Below are 14,484 nucleotides of genomic sequence, written 5' to 3'. Positions count from 1 at the left end.
ACCCTGGTCAACAGGCCGAGTCCGTCGGGGAAGATTTTCAGAGGTGATCGGTTGAATCCGTCCACGGCTCAGGCTGCGGTCATCGTCGACGAACTCGTCCGCAACGGAGTGCACCACGTGGTGCTGGCGCCCGGGTCCCGCAATGCGCCGCTGGCGTTCGCGGTGCACCGAGCAGCCCAAGAAGGTCAACTGGAGCTGCACGTTCGCATTGACGAGCGGAGCGCCGGCTTCCTCGCTCTCGGCCTGGCCGCGCGAACCCATCGACCGGTGGCCGTGGCGTGCACCTCGGGCACCGCTGCCACGAACCTGCACCCGGCGGTGAGTGAGGCGTATCATTCCGGAATTCCACTGGTGGTGCTGACCGCGGACCGCCCACCGGAACTCCGGGCGGCCGGCGCCAACCAGACGATCGACCAGCACCGGCTGTTCGGCACCGAAGTCCGCTTCTTCGACGAACTCGCCGTCGCGGAGCAGCGCCCCGGGCAGAACTCGTACTGGCGCAGCCAGGTGTGCCGGGCGTGCGCGGCGGCGCTCGGCCGCGCCCGCAGCGGCCCGGTGCACCTCAACCTCCCTTTCCGGGAGCCGTTGGTCCCCACTGGGGATGACGAGTGGTGCGAGCCGCTCACCGGCCGTCCCGGTGGTGCCCGGTGGACCGAAGTCACCGACTACTCCCGGGAACCCAGCAGTCTGGCTCGGGCTCGCGCGCGTCGCGGGATGGTGCTGGTCGGCGACGGCGGGATCGACGGTGCCAGTGCGTGGGCGGAGCGGTACGGCTGGCCGGTGCTCGCCGAAACCGGCGGGGTGGGGCTGTCCGGAACCACCGCCATCAGCACCGGCATGTGGCTGCTGAACCTTCCGGAGTTCCTCCGGGCGCACAAGCCGGAACAGGTGCTGTGCGTTGGGCGCCCGACGGTGTTCCGGCAGGTCCAGCGCTTGCTGGCCGACCCCGAGGTGGAAGTGCTGCTCGCCCATCCCGGGGAGGATTGGCCGGCGCCGGCGCACAACGTGCGGGAAGTGGCCGAGTCCTTCGGCGCTTCACCCGGTCCGTTGGACGCCGACTGGCTCACCGCGTGGCAGCACGCCGACCAGAAGGCCTCGACCGCGCTGCACGCCGCGCTCGACCTGGAGCGCTGGCCCAGCGGTCCGGCGGTCGCCCGGGACCTGGTCGACACGATGCCGGAGGACTCCCTGCTGGTGCTCGGCTCCTCGAACCCCACCAGGGACGTCGCCCTGGCCGCCAGGCAACGCCCCGACGTCGTCGTGCACCGCAACCGCGGGGTGGCCGGCATAGACGGGATGGTGTCCACGGCCATCGGCGCTGCGCTCGGGCACGGCAAGCCGGCCTACGCGTTGCTGGGCGACCTGACCTTCCTGCACGACAGCAACGGCCTGCTGATCGGTCCGCAGGAGAAGCGGCCCGATCTGACCGTGGTCGTCCTCAATGACAACGGCGGCGGCATATTCTCCTTGCTGGAGCAGGGAAATCCCGAGTACCAGGACTCCTTCGAGCGGGTCTTCGGCACCCCGCACGACACCGACATCAGCAAGCTGTGCGCCGCGCACGGCGTGCAGCACACGGTGGTGCGGCAGCGGTCGGAATTCATCCGCGCCATCCAGTGGCAGCCGGGCTTGCGGGTGGTGGAAATCCGGACCGACCGAGAGGATTTGCGCCCGGTGCACGATCGACTGCTGGCCGCGGTGCGCGCCGCGTTGTTGGGTTGATCAGCAGCGGACTAGCACATTCGAGTGGAAATAAACAGATTTTCGCGGAATTACCAGGAATTCTGGGAAAAGCTGGATTCTGGAAGTCCTGCCGACCTCCCGCATTGTTACTTAGGCTCCTACCGAACAAGATTTGGAGGAGGTGGCAGGTGCTCCGAAGCAAAGCCCTGCGCGCGGCAGCGATTTCCTGCGCGGCGTGCTTGTTCGCCACGCCGGCTCTGGCCAGCAGCAGCGGACCTGGGGCTCCCGGCATAGGCGATCCCTACTTCCCGGGTTACGGCAACGGCGGCTACGACGTCACGCACTACGACATCCAGCTGCGCTACCAGCCGAGTGATGACCACCTTTCCGGCACGACCACCGTCGTGGCCAGGCCTACGCAGGAGTTGACGTCGTTCAACTTGGACTTCGCCCTTCCGGTGAAATCGGTGCGGGTGAACGGGGCCGAAGCCGAATTCCACCAGCAGGGCACCGAGCTCACCGTCGAGCCGTCCCGGCCGCTGCCGGAGAACAGCCTGGCGACGTTCGTCGTCGAATACGCAGGTGTTCCATCCAGTGTGGACGTCGACGGGTTCAACCCGTGGGTCCGCCCCTCCGACGGCGCGCTCGCCGTTGGGCAACCGGAGATCTCGGCGTGGTGGTTCCCGAGCAACGACCACCCCAGGGACAAGGCCACCTTCGACATCTCCGTCACCGTTCCGGACGGGACCGAAGTCGTGTCCAACGGGGTGAACCCCGACCGGTCGAGCCTCGCCGGGTGGACCAACTGGAGGTGGCGCACGACCAAGCCCACCGCGCCCTACTTGGCCTTCCTCAGCATCGGTCAGTACGAGGTCAGCACCAAAACCGGTGCTTTCGGGCAGCCTTCGGTGACCGCCTACTCCGAGAACCTCGGGGAGCTGGAGGGAGCGGCCAAGGCCAGCGTGGAACGCACCCCCGAGGTGCTGGAGTTCCTCAGCGAGCTGCTCGGCGAGTACCCCTTCGAAGCCCAGGGCGGCGTGGTCGCCGCGGAAGGGATCAGCTTCGCGCTGGAGAACCAGACCCGGCCCACCTACAGCAGCAAGTTCTTCTCCCAGGGGGCGAACACGTCGGTCGTGGTCCACGAACTGGCCCACCAGTGGTTCGGCGACTCGGTGTCGGTGGACACCTGGCGCGACATCTGGCTCAACGAGGGCTTCGCCACCTACGCGGAGTTCTTGTGGTCGGAGAGCCAGGGAACCGGTACGGCCCAGGAGCTGTTCGACCACTACTACAACCTGTACCCGGAGAACGATCCGTTCTGGACGGTCACGCCAGGCGATCCGGGCCCGGACAACGTGTTCCACGAGGCGGTGTACGTCCGCGGTGCGCTGGCGCTGCACGCGCTGCGCAACGTGGTGGGGGACGAGGCGCTGTTGAGCGCCGTCCGCAGCTGGGTGGCCGAGAAGCGCTACGGGAACGGCACCGTCGAGGAGTTCATCGCACTGCTGGAGGAGCGGTCCGGCAAGCAGCTCGACGAGGTCGTCAACGCCTGGCTGTTCACCCCGGCCAAGCCGGCGCCCACCGCGGAGAACGGGGTGCTGCCGAGCACGACGGCACAGGTGAAATCGGTGCCGCCGGCGGTCCAGCAGCTCGACTTCACGCACTCGCTGCTGCGGGAAGTCGGGCGCTGAGGCCGTTCACCGCCCTTCCAGGGCTTCCCGCACCGGCTGCGGCTCCGCCTCGGTCCCCGCGACTTCCGAGTCCGGCTCCGAGTCGGGGACGATCCCGCAGCCGGCGAGCAGTCGAACCCGTCCGCCGCCACGCGTTCCTCCTCCGGCCCGCGTGGCGGCGGTTTCGATTTGCGCGCAGCGCAGGGCGCTCCCGAGGTCCCCGTTGCCGTTGCCGTCCAGCCGGCCGGGCCCGCGCAGCGCCCGCGGTCCAGCGGCTCGAGCTCTTCGATGGCCCGCACGGCCAGTTCGGCGGGGACCGCCGAGCGCGGCCGCGGGGTGTGCGGCGGCGACCAACCGCAGCGGGCTGGCGTCCCGGTCGGCTAGTTCCCCGGTGATGCCGGTGATCAGGTGGGCCGCGTTGCGCAAGGTGCAGGACCCGCGGCTGTTCCGGCACGTGCAGCGCAGTGCAGCACGGGCGCAGCTGCTCGGCCAGCGAGGTCGCGGCGCAGGCGTGCTCGACGCGGTTCTTGGCGGACTCGAGCAGTTCCTCCGCCCCCTCGGTGGTGGCGCCGCGGTCCCGCGGCCAGGAGGTCCCGGCCAGCACCCGGAACGCACCCGCCGCGCTGCTCCAGCAGCAGTTCAGGCGCCGCCCCGAGCAACCCGCCCATCGCGAACGCCCAGCACCCCGGATGGCGTTCGGCGAGGTTGCGCAGCGCGAAACGCGCGTCGAGGGGAGCGGAGGAGGGGCCGCCGGGTCCCGCGCCAGCACCGCTTTCGCCAGCTCGCCCGAGCGGGTCATCCGGTGGACGGCCCCGGCCACCAGCCGCCGGTGCGCCTCCGCCGGGAGCTGCCCGCGGGTGCAGGTGATCCGGCCCGGCGGGGGGCGGGGAGCGCTGCTGCCGCGGCGGTTCCCCGGTCGTGGTGGTCCAGCGGGTTCCGGCGCGGGAGCCGATCAGCACGCGGGGACGAGCACGGCCGAATCGCCGGGCTCGTCGGCGAACGCCAGGATCGTGAATGCGACCGGGCCGCTGCTCGGGAGCTCGAGCGGGTCGTCGCTCCGCATGCGCCCGAGCACCTCCTGCCACCGGGTGTCGGCGGCGAAGCGGTCCCGCCCGCGGACCCGGGTCCAGGCCACCGCTCCCCAGCCGACGAGCCCTTCCCCGCGGCGCACCCAGCTCACCACGGGCCCGCCCGGCAGCAGATCGAGCGGAACGCGGATCGGTGGGGTCGAGCTGCCGGGTGCGCCCCGCCACCGGCACCGGCGCTGTCGTGGTGGTCACCCCTGGGGAGCAGGTGCGGGGGCGGGCGCAGGTCGGTGCGGAGACGGGAACTGGCCAGGTAGCTGCCTACAATCGGCGGATGTGGCGACTGGCACGACTGAGCAAGAGGTGACCGGACCGGCGGATTCCGCGGACGGTCCGGAACCGGATGTCCGGGCGCGGGTGCGCGAGATCGCCGCTCGGTGCGTGCTCGGTCTCGGAACGCTGCTGACCATCATGGCGGTGGCGCTGGTCGTCGCCTGCTCCATCAACGACCGCACCATCGAGGAGGCCCGGGGCGAGGCCGTCGCCGAGGTGATCGACACGTCGCTGACCCGGACCGCGGTGTGGTTCGCCACCGAGGACGGCCGGGTGTACAACCCGCCGAACGGTGTGCTCTACCCCTCCGGGCTGCAGCAGGGGCAGCTGGTGCGCGTCGAGTACGACGCCCGCAACCCGGACCTGGTGCGGGTCGCCGGGCGGAACGTGGGGGTCGCGCTGCTCCCGGTGTTCAGCTCGCTGGCGGTGTGCTGGGGCGTGCTGCTGCCCGCCTACTGGCTGCTGCGCCGCCCGTCCAGGACCCGATGACCCTTTCATGACCTCGTACCTGGTGTGACACTGGAGGTCTCTCCGGAGGGAAGCACAGTGCTGCGGATCCCTTCCGCACGACCGAAGCGGTGTGGCCCTCATGAACATCCGAGACGTCCGTGCCGGTGAAGCCCAGCAGTGGGTGCTCGGGGAACCGGCAATGCCGCCAGCGAACCACCCGGTGCCGTCCGATGTCTCCGCCACGGACGTGGCCCAGTACTGCCTGATGCTCGCCGACGACTCCCTGGTGCTCGCCCACCAGCTGTCCAGGTGGGGGGTGCACGGGTTGCGGCTCGCCGATTCGGAAGCCCTGCTCAGGATCGCCGCCGGGCTGCTGAACCACTCCAGGTACCTGCTGAGCCGCACGGCCGCCCTCAGCCAGTGGCGGGACGAGGACGAACTGGCCCACTACCGGGGGGCCGGGCAGTTCCGCAACGTTCGGCTGGTGGAGATCGACTGCGGCCCGTACCTGGTGGGGGCGTTCCCGGCGACGGTGGTCCGGCTGCTGGTGTTCTGCGCGTGGCGGCGAGCGGTGCTGGCCAGGTTGGCCAGCAGCAGGGAAGCCGTGCTGGCGGCGTTGGCGGTCAGCGCGTTGGACACCGTCACCAGGTACCGCGACCGGGCGGCGCAGTGGGTGCTCCGGCACGCGGCGGAGGACGTGGTGCGCGAGCACGTGGTGAACGGCTTCCGGCGGGTCTGGCCGTTCACCGGTGAGCTGTTCGCCCCGCACCCGGTGGAGCTCCGGTTGGCCGACGCCGGCTGCGCGGTCGACCCGAGCGAGGTGCGCGCCGAGGTGAGCGGGTGGTTGGCCGAAACGCTGGGGGCTACCGGGCTGAGCGGGGTCGACGTCGGCGAGTTCTCGCGGTTCGTCCCGCCCGGTGGTCGGGACGGGGTGCACACCGCGGGAATGGACTTCCTGGTCGCCGACATGCAGCACTTGGCCAAGGCCGAGTGATCGGCTCGGGGGCGCTGGAACAGCGGTGGTTCCCGGGCGGCGAATGAGTACTTTCCCCCAAGCGCTCCGGATGTCGGCTGCCGCACAGTAGTGCGTGTGGTTCGGCGCGGGGGATCCACGCCGCCCACGGCACACGCGGCCGGCTTCGACGCGAGCCGGCTCCAGGAAGGCACCCGATGGACGGAAGCTGGACAGCGCTGGTATGTGCATTGCCCGCCGGTGTGTGCGGGGCAGCGGTCGTGGTGGCGATCAGCCGGTTGCGCAGTGGACGGCAGCCGCCAGCGGAGTCGGTTCCGCGTGCTCGGGGAAGTGGTCCGCCGGTCCGCTGCGACTGGCAGGGCTTCGTGCACCGGTGCGAGCGAGCGGTTTCCGACGCCGACCGGGTGGTCGAAACCCTGTCGTCGGAACCGGCCCGGAAGGGGCTGCGCGCGGTGGTGCGGCGGATGGACGCCGAACTGCCCGAGGTTCGGGTGTTCGCCGAGCTCGGTCGGGGACTGGAGGAGGACCCCGTTGGTCGGGAAGTGGCGTTGACCAGGGTGGCGGGGCAGCTCAGCACCGGGGTGACCCGGTTCGTCCGCCGGAGCCAGGAGGTCTCGGGGGTGGTGGACGAGCTGGTGCGCACCGCTGATTTCGAGCGGGCCAGGCGGGCGGTTGCCGCGCTGCGCGCTCAGTTCCCGCTGCTGCCGCCGATGTCCGTGCTCTGCGCCGATCCGATCGGTGGTTCGGGGATCGAGGTCGGGGCTTGCGGGCCGGACGCCGACCGCCACCACTCGTGCACGGATTCGGCCGCGCCGGGAGCGGCCACCAGCAGCCCGTCGGACGGCAGCGGTTCCGGTTCACCGGACCGGTTGAGCACCACGGCACCGGATTCGGCGGCCAGCGCCAGCGCCCCGGCGACGTCCCACTCCTGGTAGAAGTCCAGCACCGCGGCGACGGCGTGCCCGAGGGCGACCTGCGCGATGGCCAGGCCCGGGGAGCCCAGCAGCCGGACCCCCACGTGCGCTCGGGCGGCGTTGCTGATGAATTGGTCCATGCCCGGCCACGGGCCGCTCTTGGTCAGTTCGGTGCAGACGATGCCGGCCCTGGTCTCCGGTGCTTCGGCCAGGCGGACCGGCGTGTCGTTGACCCGCATGCCGCGTCCCCGGGCCGCGCCGTAGACCTGTTGGCGGAACGGGTCCGCGACGACCCCGACCACCGGGCCGTGCTCGTCCAGCAGCGCCAGGCTGTAGGTGCACAGCGGGATCCCGGCCACGTGGTTGGCGGTGCCGTTGACCGGGTCCACCGACCAGCGCAGCCCGGTGCCCGGTCGGCCCTCGTGCCAGGTGCCGGAGTCGAATTCCTCCCCGTAGACCGGCACCTCCGGGAATTCGGTGCTGAGCACGCGACGGGTGTGGCGCTCCAGGGTGCGGCCGATGTCGGTGACCCAGTCGAACGGCGATTCGGTGGGGGCTGGGCGGGCGCCGCGACCCGCGGTGGCGGTGAGCACGTCCGAGGCTTCACCGGCGAGCCGGTCGGCGACCTCGTACGCGCGCGATATCAAGGCCGAATCGAGCCGGGTGACCTGGGAAGGCAGGCGGGTCATGCCGTACCAGCGTCCGCGCGGAGGGTTACGAGTTGGGAACTCCGAGATGTCTTTTCAGCCATGAGTGGCCCAAGACTGGGGAACTCGGTCGGTCGCCCTCCGGTTCGCCCGCTATGCGGTGGAAGTTGGACCAATCGTCGGGTCGCCGTCTGCCGGGTGTGATGCGGACGCCACGATCCCGAGCACGCGCTGCGGGGTGTCCGGGGCGACCGCGTAGGCTGCTGGTGTGTCTCGGGCCGGTTTGGACAAGGATCCCCGCGAAGTCGCCGCGATGTTCGACGGGGTGGCGCGCAGGTACGACCTGACCAACACGGTGCTGTCCTTCGGGCAGGACCGGCGGTGGCGGGTGGCGACCCGGCGTGCGCTGGACCCCAAGCCCGGTGAGCGGGTGCTGGACCTGGCCGCGGGAAGCGGGGTGTCGACCGTGGAGTTCGCCCGCACCGGTGCCTGGTGCGTTGCCGCCGACTTCTCGCTGGGGATGCTCTCGGTGGGGCGCAAGCGCGGGGTGCCGCTGGTGGCGGCCGATGCGCTGCGACTGCCGTTCCGGGACGGCGCCTTCGACGCGGTGACCATCCTGTTCGGGCTGCGCAACCTGGCCGATCCGGGGCAGGGGTTGCGGGAGATGCTGCGCGTGGTCCGGTCGGGGGGTCGGTTGGTGGTCTGCGAGTTCTCCACGCCGACCTGGCAGCCGTTCCGCTCGGTGTACTTGAACTACTTGATGCGCGCGCTGCCGTCCATCGCCCGGGCGGTGTCGTCGAACCCGGACGCGTACGTGTACCTCGCCGAGTCGATCCGGGCGTGGCCGGACCAGCGGGGTCTCGCCGAGCTCATCGCCGAGTCCGGTTGGTCGAGCGTCGCCTGGCGCAATTTGACCAGCGGGATCGTCGCGGTGCACCGGGCGGTCAAGCCCAGCTGACCCACTGGTTCGGCGCCTGGTGGCGCTAATCATGTGTGGCGTTGGGTAACCCATTTGGGCGATCGCAGCGTGCTCCTCGGCGGTTTTCGCAGGTCAGGCCTGCGTCCCTCGGGTGATCGGGGCTCTCCGCGGAGTCGATCGGGCGTTCCGCCCCGCTTAGACTCTCGGGGAGATAGTGAACTCTTTCACAAGGCCGCTGTGCCGGTGAACGGACCCGAGGAGTGCCATGACCAGTGCCACCAGACGCCGTGGGCCGCACGAGGACGCCGATGTCATCGTGGTCGGAGCTGGGCCGGCCGGCTCGACGGCGGCGACCTACCTGGCCCGTTCCGGTCTGGACGTGCTGCTGCTGGAGAAGAGCGTCTTCCCGCGGGAGAAGGTCTGCGGTGACGGGATCACCCCGCGCGGGGTCAAGCAGCTCATCGACCTGGGGATCGACACCCGTGAAGAGGCCGGTTGGTTGCACAACCGGGGACTGCGGGTGGTCGGTGGTGGGGTCACCATCGAGCTGGACTGGCCGGACCTGGCGGGGTTCCCGCCGTACGGCGTGGTCCGCCCGCGGAACGACTTCGACGACCTGCTGGCCCGGACCGCGCAGCAGGCGGGCGCCAAGTTAGTCGAGCAGACCACCGTCACCGGGGCGTTGACCGACGACCGCACCGGTCGGGTGATCGGGGTGGAGGCCACCACCGGTCCGGAGCGCGAGCCGGTCGTCTACCGGGCGCCGCTGGTGCTGGGGTGCGACGGGGTGTCCGCCCGGTTGGCGCTGTCGGTGGGCATCCAGAAGCGGGACGACCGGCCGATGGGCGTGGCGGTCCGCCGCTACTACCACAGCCCGCGCAGCAAGGACGACTACCTGGAATCCCACCTGGAGCTGTGGGACCGCTCCGACCCCGACGACCCCAAGCTGCTGCCCGGCTACGGCTGGCTGTTCGGGATGGGGGACGGCACGGTGAACGTCGGCCTGGGCATCCTGTCCACCTCGAAGGCCTACGGCCAGACGAACTACCGCAAGCTGCTGCTCTCCTGGCTGGGCGGCACGCCGGAGGAGTGGGGCTTCCGCGAGGAGAACGCGGTCGGTCGGATCGGTGGCGCGGCGCTGCCGATGGGGTTCAACCGGACGCCGCACTACCGGGACGGCCTGCTGCTGGTGGGGGACGCCGGCGGGATGGTCAACCCGTTCAACGGCGAGGGGATCGCCTACGCGATGCAGTCCGCCCGGCTCGCCGCCGAGTGCGCGGTGCACGCGTTGGCCCGCCCGGAGGGGGTCTCCCGGGAGAAGGCGCTCAGCCGGTACCCGCTGGCGCTGCGGGAGGCCTTCGGCGGTTACTTCCGCATGGGCAACATCTTCACCAAGTTGATAGGCAATCCGACTGTCATGGGCCTGGCCACCAAGCACGGTCTGCCCCGCACCACGTTGATGCGTTTCGTGTTGAAACTGCTGGCAAATCTTTATGACTCCAGCGGCGGGGACACGATGGATCGTGTGATCAGCGCCACTACTCGTATTACCCCTAGCGCGTAGCAACCCTCATCTGGTCAGATGTCTCACGTAGTGTGTGGGAAATCATAAAGTTAGGTTCGCCTCACTACGGAGACGATTCTCACGACCGCATAGAGTGCTCACCAGCAGTTGCGGATGTGACCGGCGCAACTGCTGGTGACGCCGAAGGAGGGCAGCACGGTGCTCGGTCCCTACGTACCGCTGGTGCTGATGTTCGCGCTGGGCCTGGGGTTCGCGGTCTTCTCCGTGATCATCGCCCCGCTGGTCGGCCCTCGTCGCTACAACAAGGCCAAGCTGGATCCCTACGAGTGCGGTATTGAGCCTTCTCCGCAGCCGGTCGCCGGTGGCGGCCGGATGCCGGTCGCCTACTACCTGACCGCGATGTTGTTCATCCTGTTCGACATCGAAATGGTCTTCCTCTACCCGTTCGCGGTCTCAGCGGACGTCCTCGGCCTGTTCGGTGCGGTCGAGATCGCGTTGTTCATCGCCACTGTCGGGTTCGCCTACATCTACGTGTGGCGGCGCGGCGGGCTGGACTGGAACTAGGTGGTGCGCTGGGTGAACTCATCGGTTCCGTGATCCGGCCGCGCAGAACCCGGCGGGCCGGGTGCAGCAAGCAGAAACTCTTGACCCCCGAAACACCGCAATGATGCGGAAGGAGTGCCGAGATGGGGCTCGAAGCAAAGCTGCCGAACGGCATCCTGTTGGCCAATGTGGAGAAGCTCGTCAACTGGACCCGCAAGACGTCGATGTGGCCGGCGACGTTCGGGCTCGCCTGCTGCGCCATCGAGATGATGACGGTCGGCGGTTCCCGGTACGACATCTCGCGGTTCGGGATGGAGCGCTTCTCCGCCACTCCACGCCAGGCCGACTTGATGATTGTAGCCGGACGGGTGACGAACAAGATGGCCCCCGTCCTGCGACAGATCTACGACCAGATGCCGGAGCCGCGCTGGGTGCTGGCGATGGGGGTGTGCGCCTCCAGCGGCGGCATGTTCAACAACTACGCGGTGGTCCAAGGCGTGGACCACGTGGTTCCGGTGGACATGTACTTGCCGGGCTGCCCTCCCCGGCCGGAGATGCTGCTGGACGCGATTCTCAAGCTGCACGCCAAGGTGATGGACGAGCCGATCAACGCCAAGCGGGCGGCGTTGCAGCTGGAGCGGGGCGAGCGCACCCCGATGATCCCGTCCTCGGAGAAGTACGCGCCGAAGAACGCGATGCAGCGGCGGCGGGCGAAACGGCAGCAGGACGCGCAGCGCAAGGAAATGGGCGGCGATCCGAAGTTCGGCGCGCTCAAGGAACCGTCCGGGCGCAAGGAAATCAGCGCGGGTAGGTGAGTCGGTTGGCGCAGGACGAGAAGAACCGCGAGCAGAGCGCTCCGCAACCGGGCGGTGCGGGCTCCAGCTCGGAACGCCCGGGCGGCGGTTTGGAACCCGCTGGCGGCGAAGCAGGCTTCCGCGGCCCGGTGGCCGGCCGGCCGCGCAAGGGCATGTTCGGGGTCAGCGGCAGCGGGGACACCTCGGGGTACGGCGGCCTGCGACTGCCGGCCTACGTGCCGCCGGCCGCGCAACGCCCGTTCGGCGGCTGGTTCGACGAGGTGGCCGACAACTTGCTGGCCGCGTTGCAGGAGAAAGGACTGCCCGACGACACGGTCCAGCAGATCACCATCGACCGCGGGGAAATCACCTTCTACATCCGCGGTGAGCACCTGGTGGAGGTCTGCCGGACGCTGCGGGACGACCCGGCGCTGCGCTTCGAGCTGTGCAGCTCGGTGTCCGGAGTGGACTACGGCCCGGAGGTTCCGCAGCGGCTGCACTCGGTCTACCACCTGACCTCGATGACCTACCGCCGGCGGATCCGGTTGGAAGTGGCGATCGACTGGCCGGGCGAGGGGGACGAGCCGCCGAAGGTGCCGTCGGTGGTCGAGGTGTACCCGACAGCGGACTTCCAGGAGCGCGAAGCCTGGGACATGTTCGGGATCGTCTACGAGGGCCACCCGGCGTTGACCCGGATCCTCATGCCGGACGACTGGGACGGGCACCCGCAGCGCAAGGACTACCCGCTCGGCGGGGTGCCGGTGGAGTACAAGGGGGCCGAAGTTCCGCCGCCGGACCAGCGCAGGGCGTACACATGACCGCGGCCGGCTCCGCGATCCCCACCTTCGAACCCCCGGAAGCGGAAAACGACAGCACACCGCAGAGAGGTGCTGGAAATGACTACCGAACCACTGTCCGGAGCCGCCACCGGACCCGATCCCTACGCGGAATCCCGGGAGACCACCGAGGGCCGCGTCTACACCGTCACCGGTGGTGACTGGGACGAGTTCATCGGCGAATCCGCCGGTGAGGAGCGGGTCGTCATCAACCTCGGCCCGCAGCACCCGTCCACCCACGGGGTGCTCCGGCTGGTGCTGGAGATCGAGGGCGAGACGGTCGTCCAAGCCCGCCCGGTGATCGGCTACCTGCACACCGGCATCGAGAAGAACTGCGAATACCGGACCTGGACCCAGGGCGTCACCTTCGTCACTCGGATGGATTATTTGGCGCCGCTGTTCAACGAGGCCGGTTATTGCCTGGCGGTGGAGAAGCTGCTCGGCATCGAAGCCCCGAAGCGCGCCCAGACCTTCCGGGTGATGCTCATGGAGCTCAACCGGATCTCCTCCCACCTGGTCTTCCTGGCCACCGGGGCCATGGAGCTCGGCTCCACCACCGGCATGACCTACGGGTTCCGGGACCGGGAGGAGGTCCTGCACCTGCTGGAGTTCCTCACCGGTCTGCGGATGAACCACGCCTTCATCCGCCCCGGTGGGGTGGCGCAGGACCTTCCCGAGGGGTACCGGGAGAAGGTCCTGCAGTTCATCAAGGTCATGGACACCCGGCTGCCGGACTACGACAAGCTGTTCACCGGTCAGCCGATCTGGAAGCAGCGCCTGCAGAACGTCGGCTACCTGCCGCTGGACGGCTGCCTGCAGCTCGGCGTCACCGGACCGATGCTGCGGTCGGCGGGGTTGGCGTGGGACCTGCGCAAGGTGCAGCCCTACTGCGGGTACGAGGAGTTCGACTTCGAAGTCCCCACCAGCAACGACGCCGACTGCTACGCCCGCTACCTGCTGCGGCTGGAGGAGATCCACCAATCCCTCCGGATTATCCGGCAGTGCCTGGACAAGATGGAGCCCGGCCCGGTGATGGTGGACGACCCGAAGATCGCCTGGCCGGCGCAGCTCACGATCGGGCCGGACGGCATGGGCAACTCGCTGGAGCACGTCCGCAAGATCATGGGCCAGTCGATGGAGTCGCTGATCCACCACTTCAAGCTGGTCACCGAAGGGTTCGACGTGCCGCCGGGGCAGGTCTACGTGCCGGTCGAATCGCCCCGCGGAGAACTCGGGTACCACCTGGTCTCCGACGGCGGCACCCGACCGATGCGGGTGCACGTCCGCGAACCCAGCTTCGTCAACCTGCAAGCTCTCCCGGCACTGACCGAAGGCGGCCTGGTCGCCGACGTGATCGCAGCTGTGGCCTCTATCGACCCGGTGATGGGCGGGGTGGACCGATGACCGAACCATTTGCCAGCAGCCCTCGAGAAGACGCCGTCCACCCGCAGGAAGCGGGCGACACCTCGGTCTTCGGCGCGGAGGTGCGCGCCGACGCCAAGCGGATCATCGAGCGCTACCCGGAGTCGAGGTCGGCGTTGCTGCCGCTGCTGCACCTGGTGCAGTCGGTGGAAGGATTCGTCAGCCAAGCGGGAATCCGGTTCTGCGCCGAGCAACTAGGACTGTCCACAGCGGAAGTTTCCGCGGTGGCCACGTTCTACACGATGTACAAGCGCAAGCCGTGCGGCCAGCACCTGGTCAGCGTGTGCACCAACACCATGTGCGCCGCGCTCGGCGGGGACGAGATCTACCGGCGGCTCAGCCAGCACCTCGGGGTCGGGCACAACGAAACCGCGGGTACCCCCGGGGAACCCGGATCGGTGACGCTGGAGCACGCCGAGTGCCTGGCCGCCTGCGACTTCGCGCCGGTGCTGCAGGTGAACTACGAGTACTTCGACAAGCAGACGCCCGAGTCAGCGCTGGAACTGGTGAAGGCGCTGCAGCGGGGGGAGAAACCCGAGCCGACCCGCGGCGCTCCGCTGACCGACTTCCGCGGCGCGGAGCGGCAGTTGGCCGGTTTCTTCGACGACCTCGAAACCCAGGCCGCCGGCCCGTCCGCGGCGCCCGAAACGCTCCGCGGCGCGCAACTGGCCGAGGAGAACGGCTGGGCCGCTCCGCCGATGCCCGACGACGCCCAGCTGCCTCCGCTGCCGGAGAAGAAGTGAGGTGTGG

Annotated in this window: 14 protein-coding genes and 1 pseudogene; 11 read left to right on the top strand and 4 right to left on the bottom strand. The window is 69.5% G+C overall.

Annotation, left to right across the window (positions count from 1 at the left end):
* Positions 1-51 precede the first annotated feature (51 nt).
* Together menD and SREC43747_RS0100360 are read left to right on the top strand one after the other, a co-directional pair.
* Positions 52-1,722 carry a 2-succinyl-5-enolpyruvyl-6-hydroxy-3-cyclohexene-1-carboxylic-acid synthase gene (gene menD, locus SREC43747_RS0100365; RefSeq protein ID WP_029719168.1) on the top strand — a complete coding sequence of 557 codons (1,671 nt, stop codon included), beginning with the start codon at positions 52-54 and terminating at the stop codon, positions 1,720-1,722.
* Between the two features lie 149 nt (positions 1,723-1,871).
* On the top strand, positions 1,872-3,374 hold the full coding sequence (locus SREC43747_RS0100360) for a M1 family metallopeptidase (protein ID WP_029719167.1): 1,503 nt from the start codon (positions 1,872-1,874) through the stop codon (positions 3,372-3,374).
* 6 nt (positions 3,375-3,380) lie between these two features.
* Here SREC43747_RS0100360 and SREC43747_RS22120 read toward each other — a convergent pair whose 3' ends face one another.
* From SREC43747_RS22120 to SREC43747_RS20390, 3 genes and pseudogenes are all read right to left on the bottom strand, one after another.
* Positions 3,381-3,779, bottom strand: coding sequence for a chorismate-binding protein (locus SREC43747_RS22120; RefSeq protein ID WP_269077829.1), 399 nt, complete (start codon positions 3,777-3,779; stop codon positions 3,381-3,383).
* A gap of 91 nt (positions 3,780-3,870) precedes the next feature.
* Positions 3,871-4,152, bottom strand: a pseudogene (locus tag SREC43747_RS22245) (hypothetical protein); the annotation flags it as partial.
* 153 nt (positions 4,153-4,305) lie between these two features.
* Positions 4,306-4,524, bottom strand: a complete 219-nt coding sequence (locus SREC43747_RS20390; protein WP_152528266.1) for a hypothetical protein — start codon at positions 4,522-4,524, stop codon at positions 4,306-4,308.
* Positions 4,525-4,714: 190 nt separating this feature from the next.
* Here SREC43747_RS20390 and SREC43747_RS0100350 point away from each other — a divergent pair, with 190 nt between their 5' ends.
* Positions 4,715-5,200 (top strand): DUF3592 domain-containing protein, encoded by a 486-nt coding sequence (locus SREC43747_RS0100350; protein WP_236622945.1) that lies wholly within the window; start codon positions 4,715-4,717, stop codon positions 5,198-5,200.
* Positions 5,201-5,300: 100 nt separating this feature from the next.
* Entirely contained in the window at positions 5,301-6,155 is an 855-nt protein-coding gene (locus tag SREC43747_RS0100345) for a 1,2-phenylacetyl-CoA epoxidase subunit PaaC (RefSeq protein ID WP_029719165.1), read from the top strand.
* 667 nt (positions 6,156-6,822) lie between these two features.
* On the opposite strand, the gene SREC43747_RS0100340 is transcribed toward SREC43747_RS0100345, so the two are convergent.
* Entirely contained in the window at positions 6,823-7,737 is a 915-nt protein-coding gene (locus SREC43747_RS0100340; RefSeq protein ID WP_081722344.1) for an inositol monophosphatase family protein, read from the bottom strand.
* 226 nt (positions 7,738-7,963) lie between these two features.
* Here SREC43747_RS0100340 and SREC43747_RS0100335 point away from each other — a divergent pair, with 226 nt between their 5' ends.
* The 7 genes from SREC43747_RS0100335 (at position 7,964) to nuoE (ending at position 14,477) form a co-directional block, all read left to right on the top strand.
* Positions 7,964-8,653, top strand: a complete 690-nt coding sequence (locus SREC43747_RS0100335; protein WP_037331090.1) for a demethylmenaquinone methyltransferase — start codon at positions 7,964-7,966, stop codon at positions 8,651-8,653.
* 226 nt (positions 8,654-8,879) lie between these two features.
* Positions 8,880-10,178 carry a geranylgeranyl reductase family protein gene (locus SREC43747_RS0100330; RefSeq protein WP_029719162.1) on the top strand — a complete coding sequence of 433 codons (1,299 nt, stop codon included), beginning with the start codon at positions 8,880-8,882 and terminating at the stop codon, positions 10,176-10,178.
* 159 nt (positions 10,179-10,337) lie between these two features.
* The gene (locus SREC43747_RS0100325) at positions 10,338-10,703 is read left to right on the top strand and encodes an NADH-quinone oxidoreductase subunit A (protein ID WP_029719161.1); all 366 of its coding nucleotides are present in this window, start codon (positions 10,338-10,340) and stop codon (positions 10,701-10,703) included.
* Positions 10,704-10,825: 122 nt separating this feature from the next.
* Complete coding sequence (locus SREC43747_RS0100320; protein ID WP_029719160.1) at positions 10,826-11,497, top strand: NuoB/complex I 20 kDa subunit family protein; 672 nt, start codon at positions 10,826-10,828, stop codon at positions 11,495-11,497.
* A gap of 5 nt (positions 11,498-11,502) precedes the next feature.
* Complete coding sequence (locus tag SREC43747_RS0100315) at positions 11,503-12,294, top strand: NADH-quinone oxidoreductase subunit C (RefSeq protein WP_029719159.1); 792 nt, start codon at positions 11,503-11,505, stop codon at positions 12,292-12,294.
* A 78-nt stretch (positions 12,295-12,372) separates the two neighbouring features.
* A complete protein-coding gene (locus SREC43747_RS0100310) occupies positions 12,373-13,716 on the top strand; it encodes an NADH-quinone oxidoreductase subunit D (RefSeq protein WP_029719158.1) in 1,344 nt (447 codons plus the stop codon).
* Positions 13,713-14,477, top strand: coding sequence for an NADH-quinone oxidoreductase subunit NuoE (gene nuoE / locus SREC43747_RS0100305; protein WP_029719157.1), 765 nt, complete (start codon positions 13,713-13,715; stop codon positions 14,475-14,477). Before SREC43747_RS0100310 ends, nuoE begins: the two co-directional genes overlap by 4 nt.
* Positions 14,478-14,484 lie beyond the last annotated feature (7 nt).

Source organism: Saccharopolyspora rectivirgula DSM 43747 (assembly GCF_000497205.1).
Lineage (GTDB): Bacteria > Actinomycetota > Actinomycetes > Mycobacteriales > Pseudonocardiaceae > Saccharopolyspora > Saccharopolyspora rectivirgula.
The sequence above is the reverse complement of the archived record's forward strand: the minus strand, read 5'-3'. Positions and strand labels throughout refer to the sequence as shown.

What these genes read in the sequence shown, in the direction of transcription:
- SREC43747_RS0100310 (WP_029719158.1), top strand. Translation starts at nt 12,373, where the DNA reads ATGACTACCGAACCACTGTCCGGAGCCGCCACCGGACCCGATCCCTAC.
- SREC43747_RS0100320 (WP_029719160.1), top strand. Translation starts at nt 10,826, where the DNA reads ATGGGGCTCGAAGCAAAGCTGCCGAACGGCATCCTGTTGGCCAATGTG.
- SREC43747_RS0100340 (WP_081722344.1), bottom strand. Translation starts at nt 7,737, where the DNA reads ATGACCCGCCTGCCTTCCCAGGTCACCCGGCTCGATTCGGCCTTGATA.
- nuoE (WP_029719157.1), top strand. Translation starts at nt 13,713, where the DNA reads ATGACCGAACCATTTGCCAGCAGCCCTCGAGAAGACGCCGTCCACCCG.
- SREC43747_RS0100330 (WP_029719162.1), top strand. Translation starts at nt 8,880, where the DNA reads ATGACCAGTGCCACCAGACGCCGTGGGCCGCACGAGGACGCCGATGTC.
- SREC43747_RS0100345 (WP_029719165.1), top strand. Translation starts at nt 5,301, where the DNA reads ATGAACATCCGAGACGTCCGTGCCGGTGAAGCCCAGCAGTGGGTGCTC.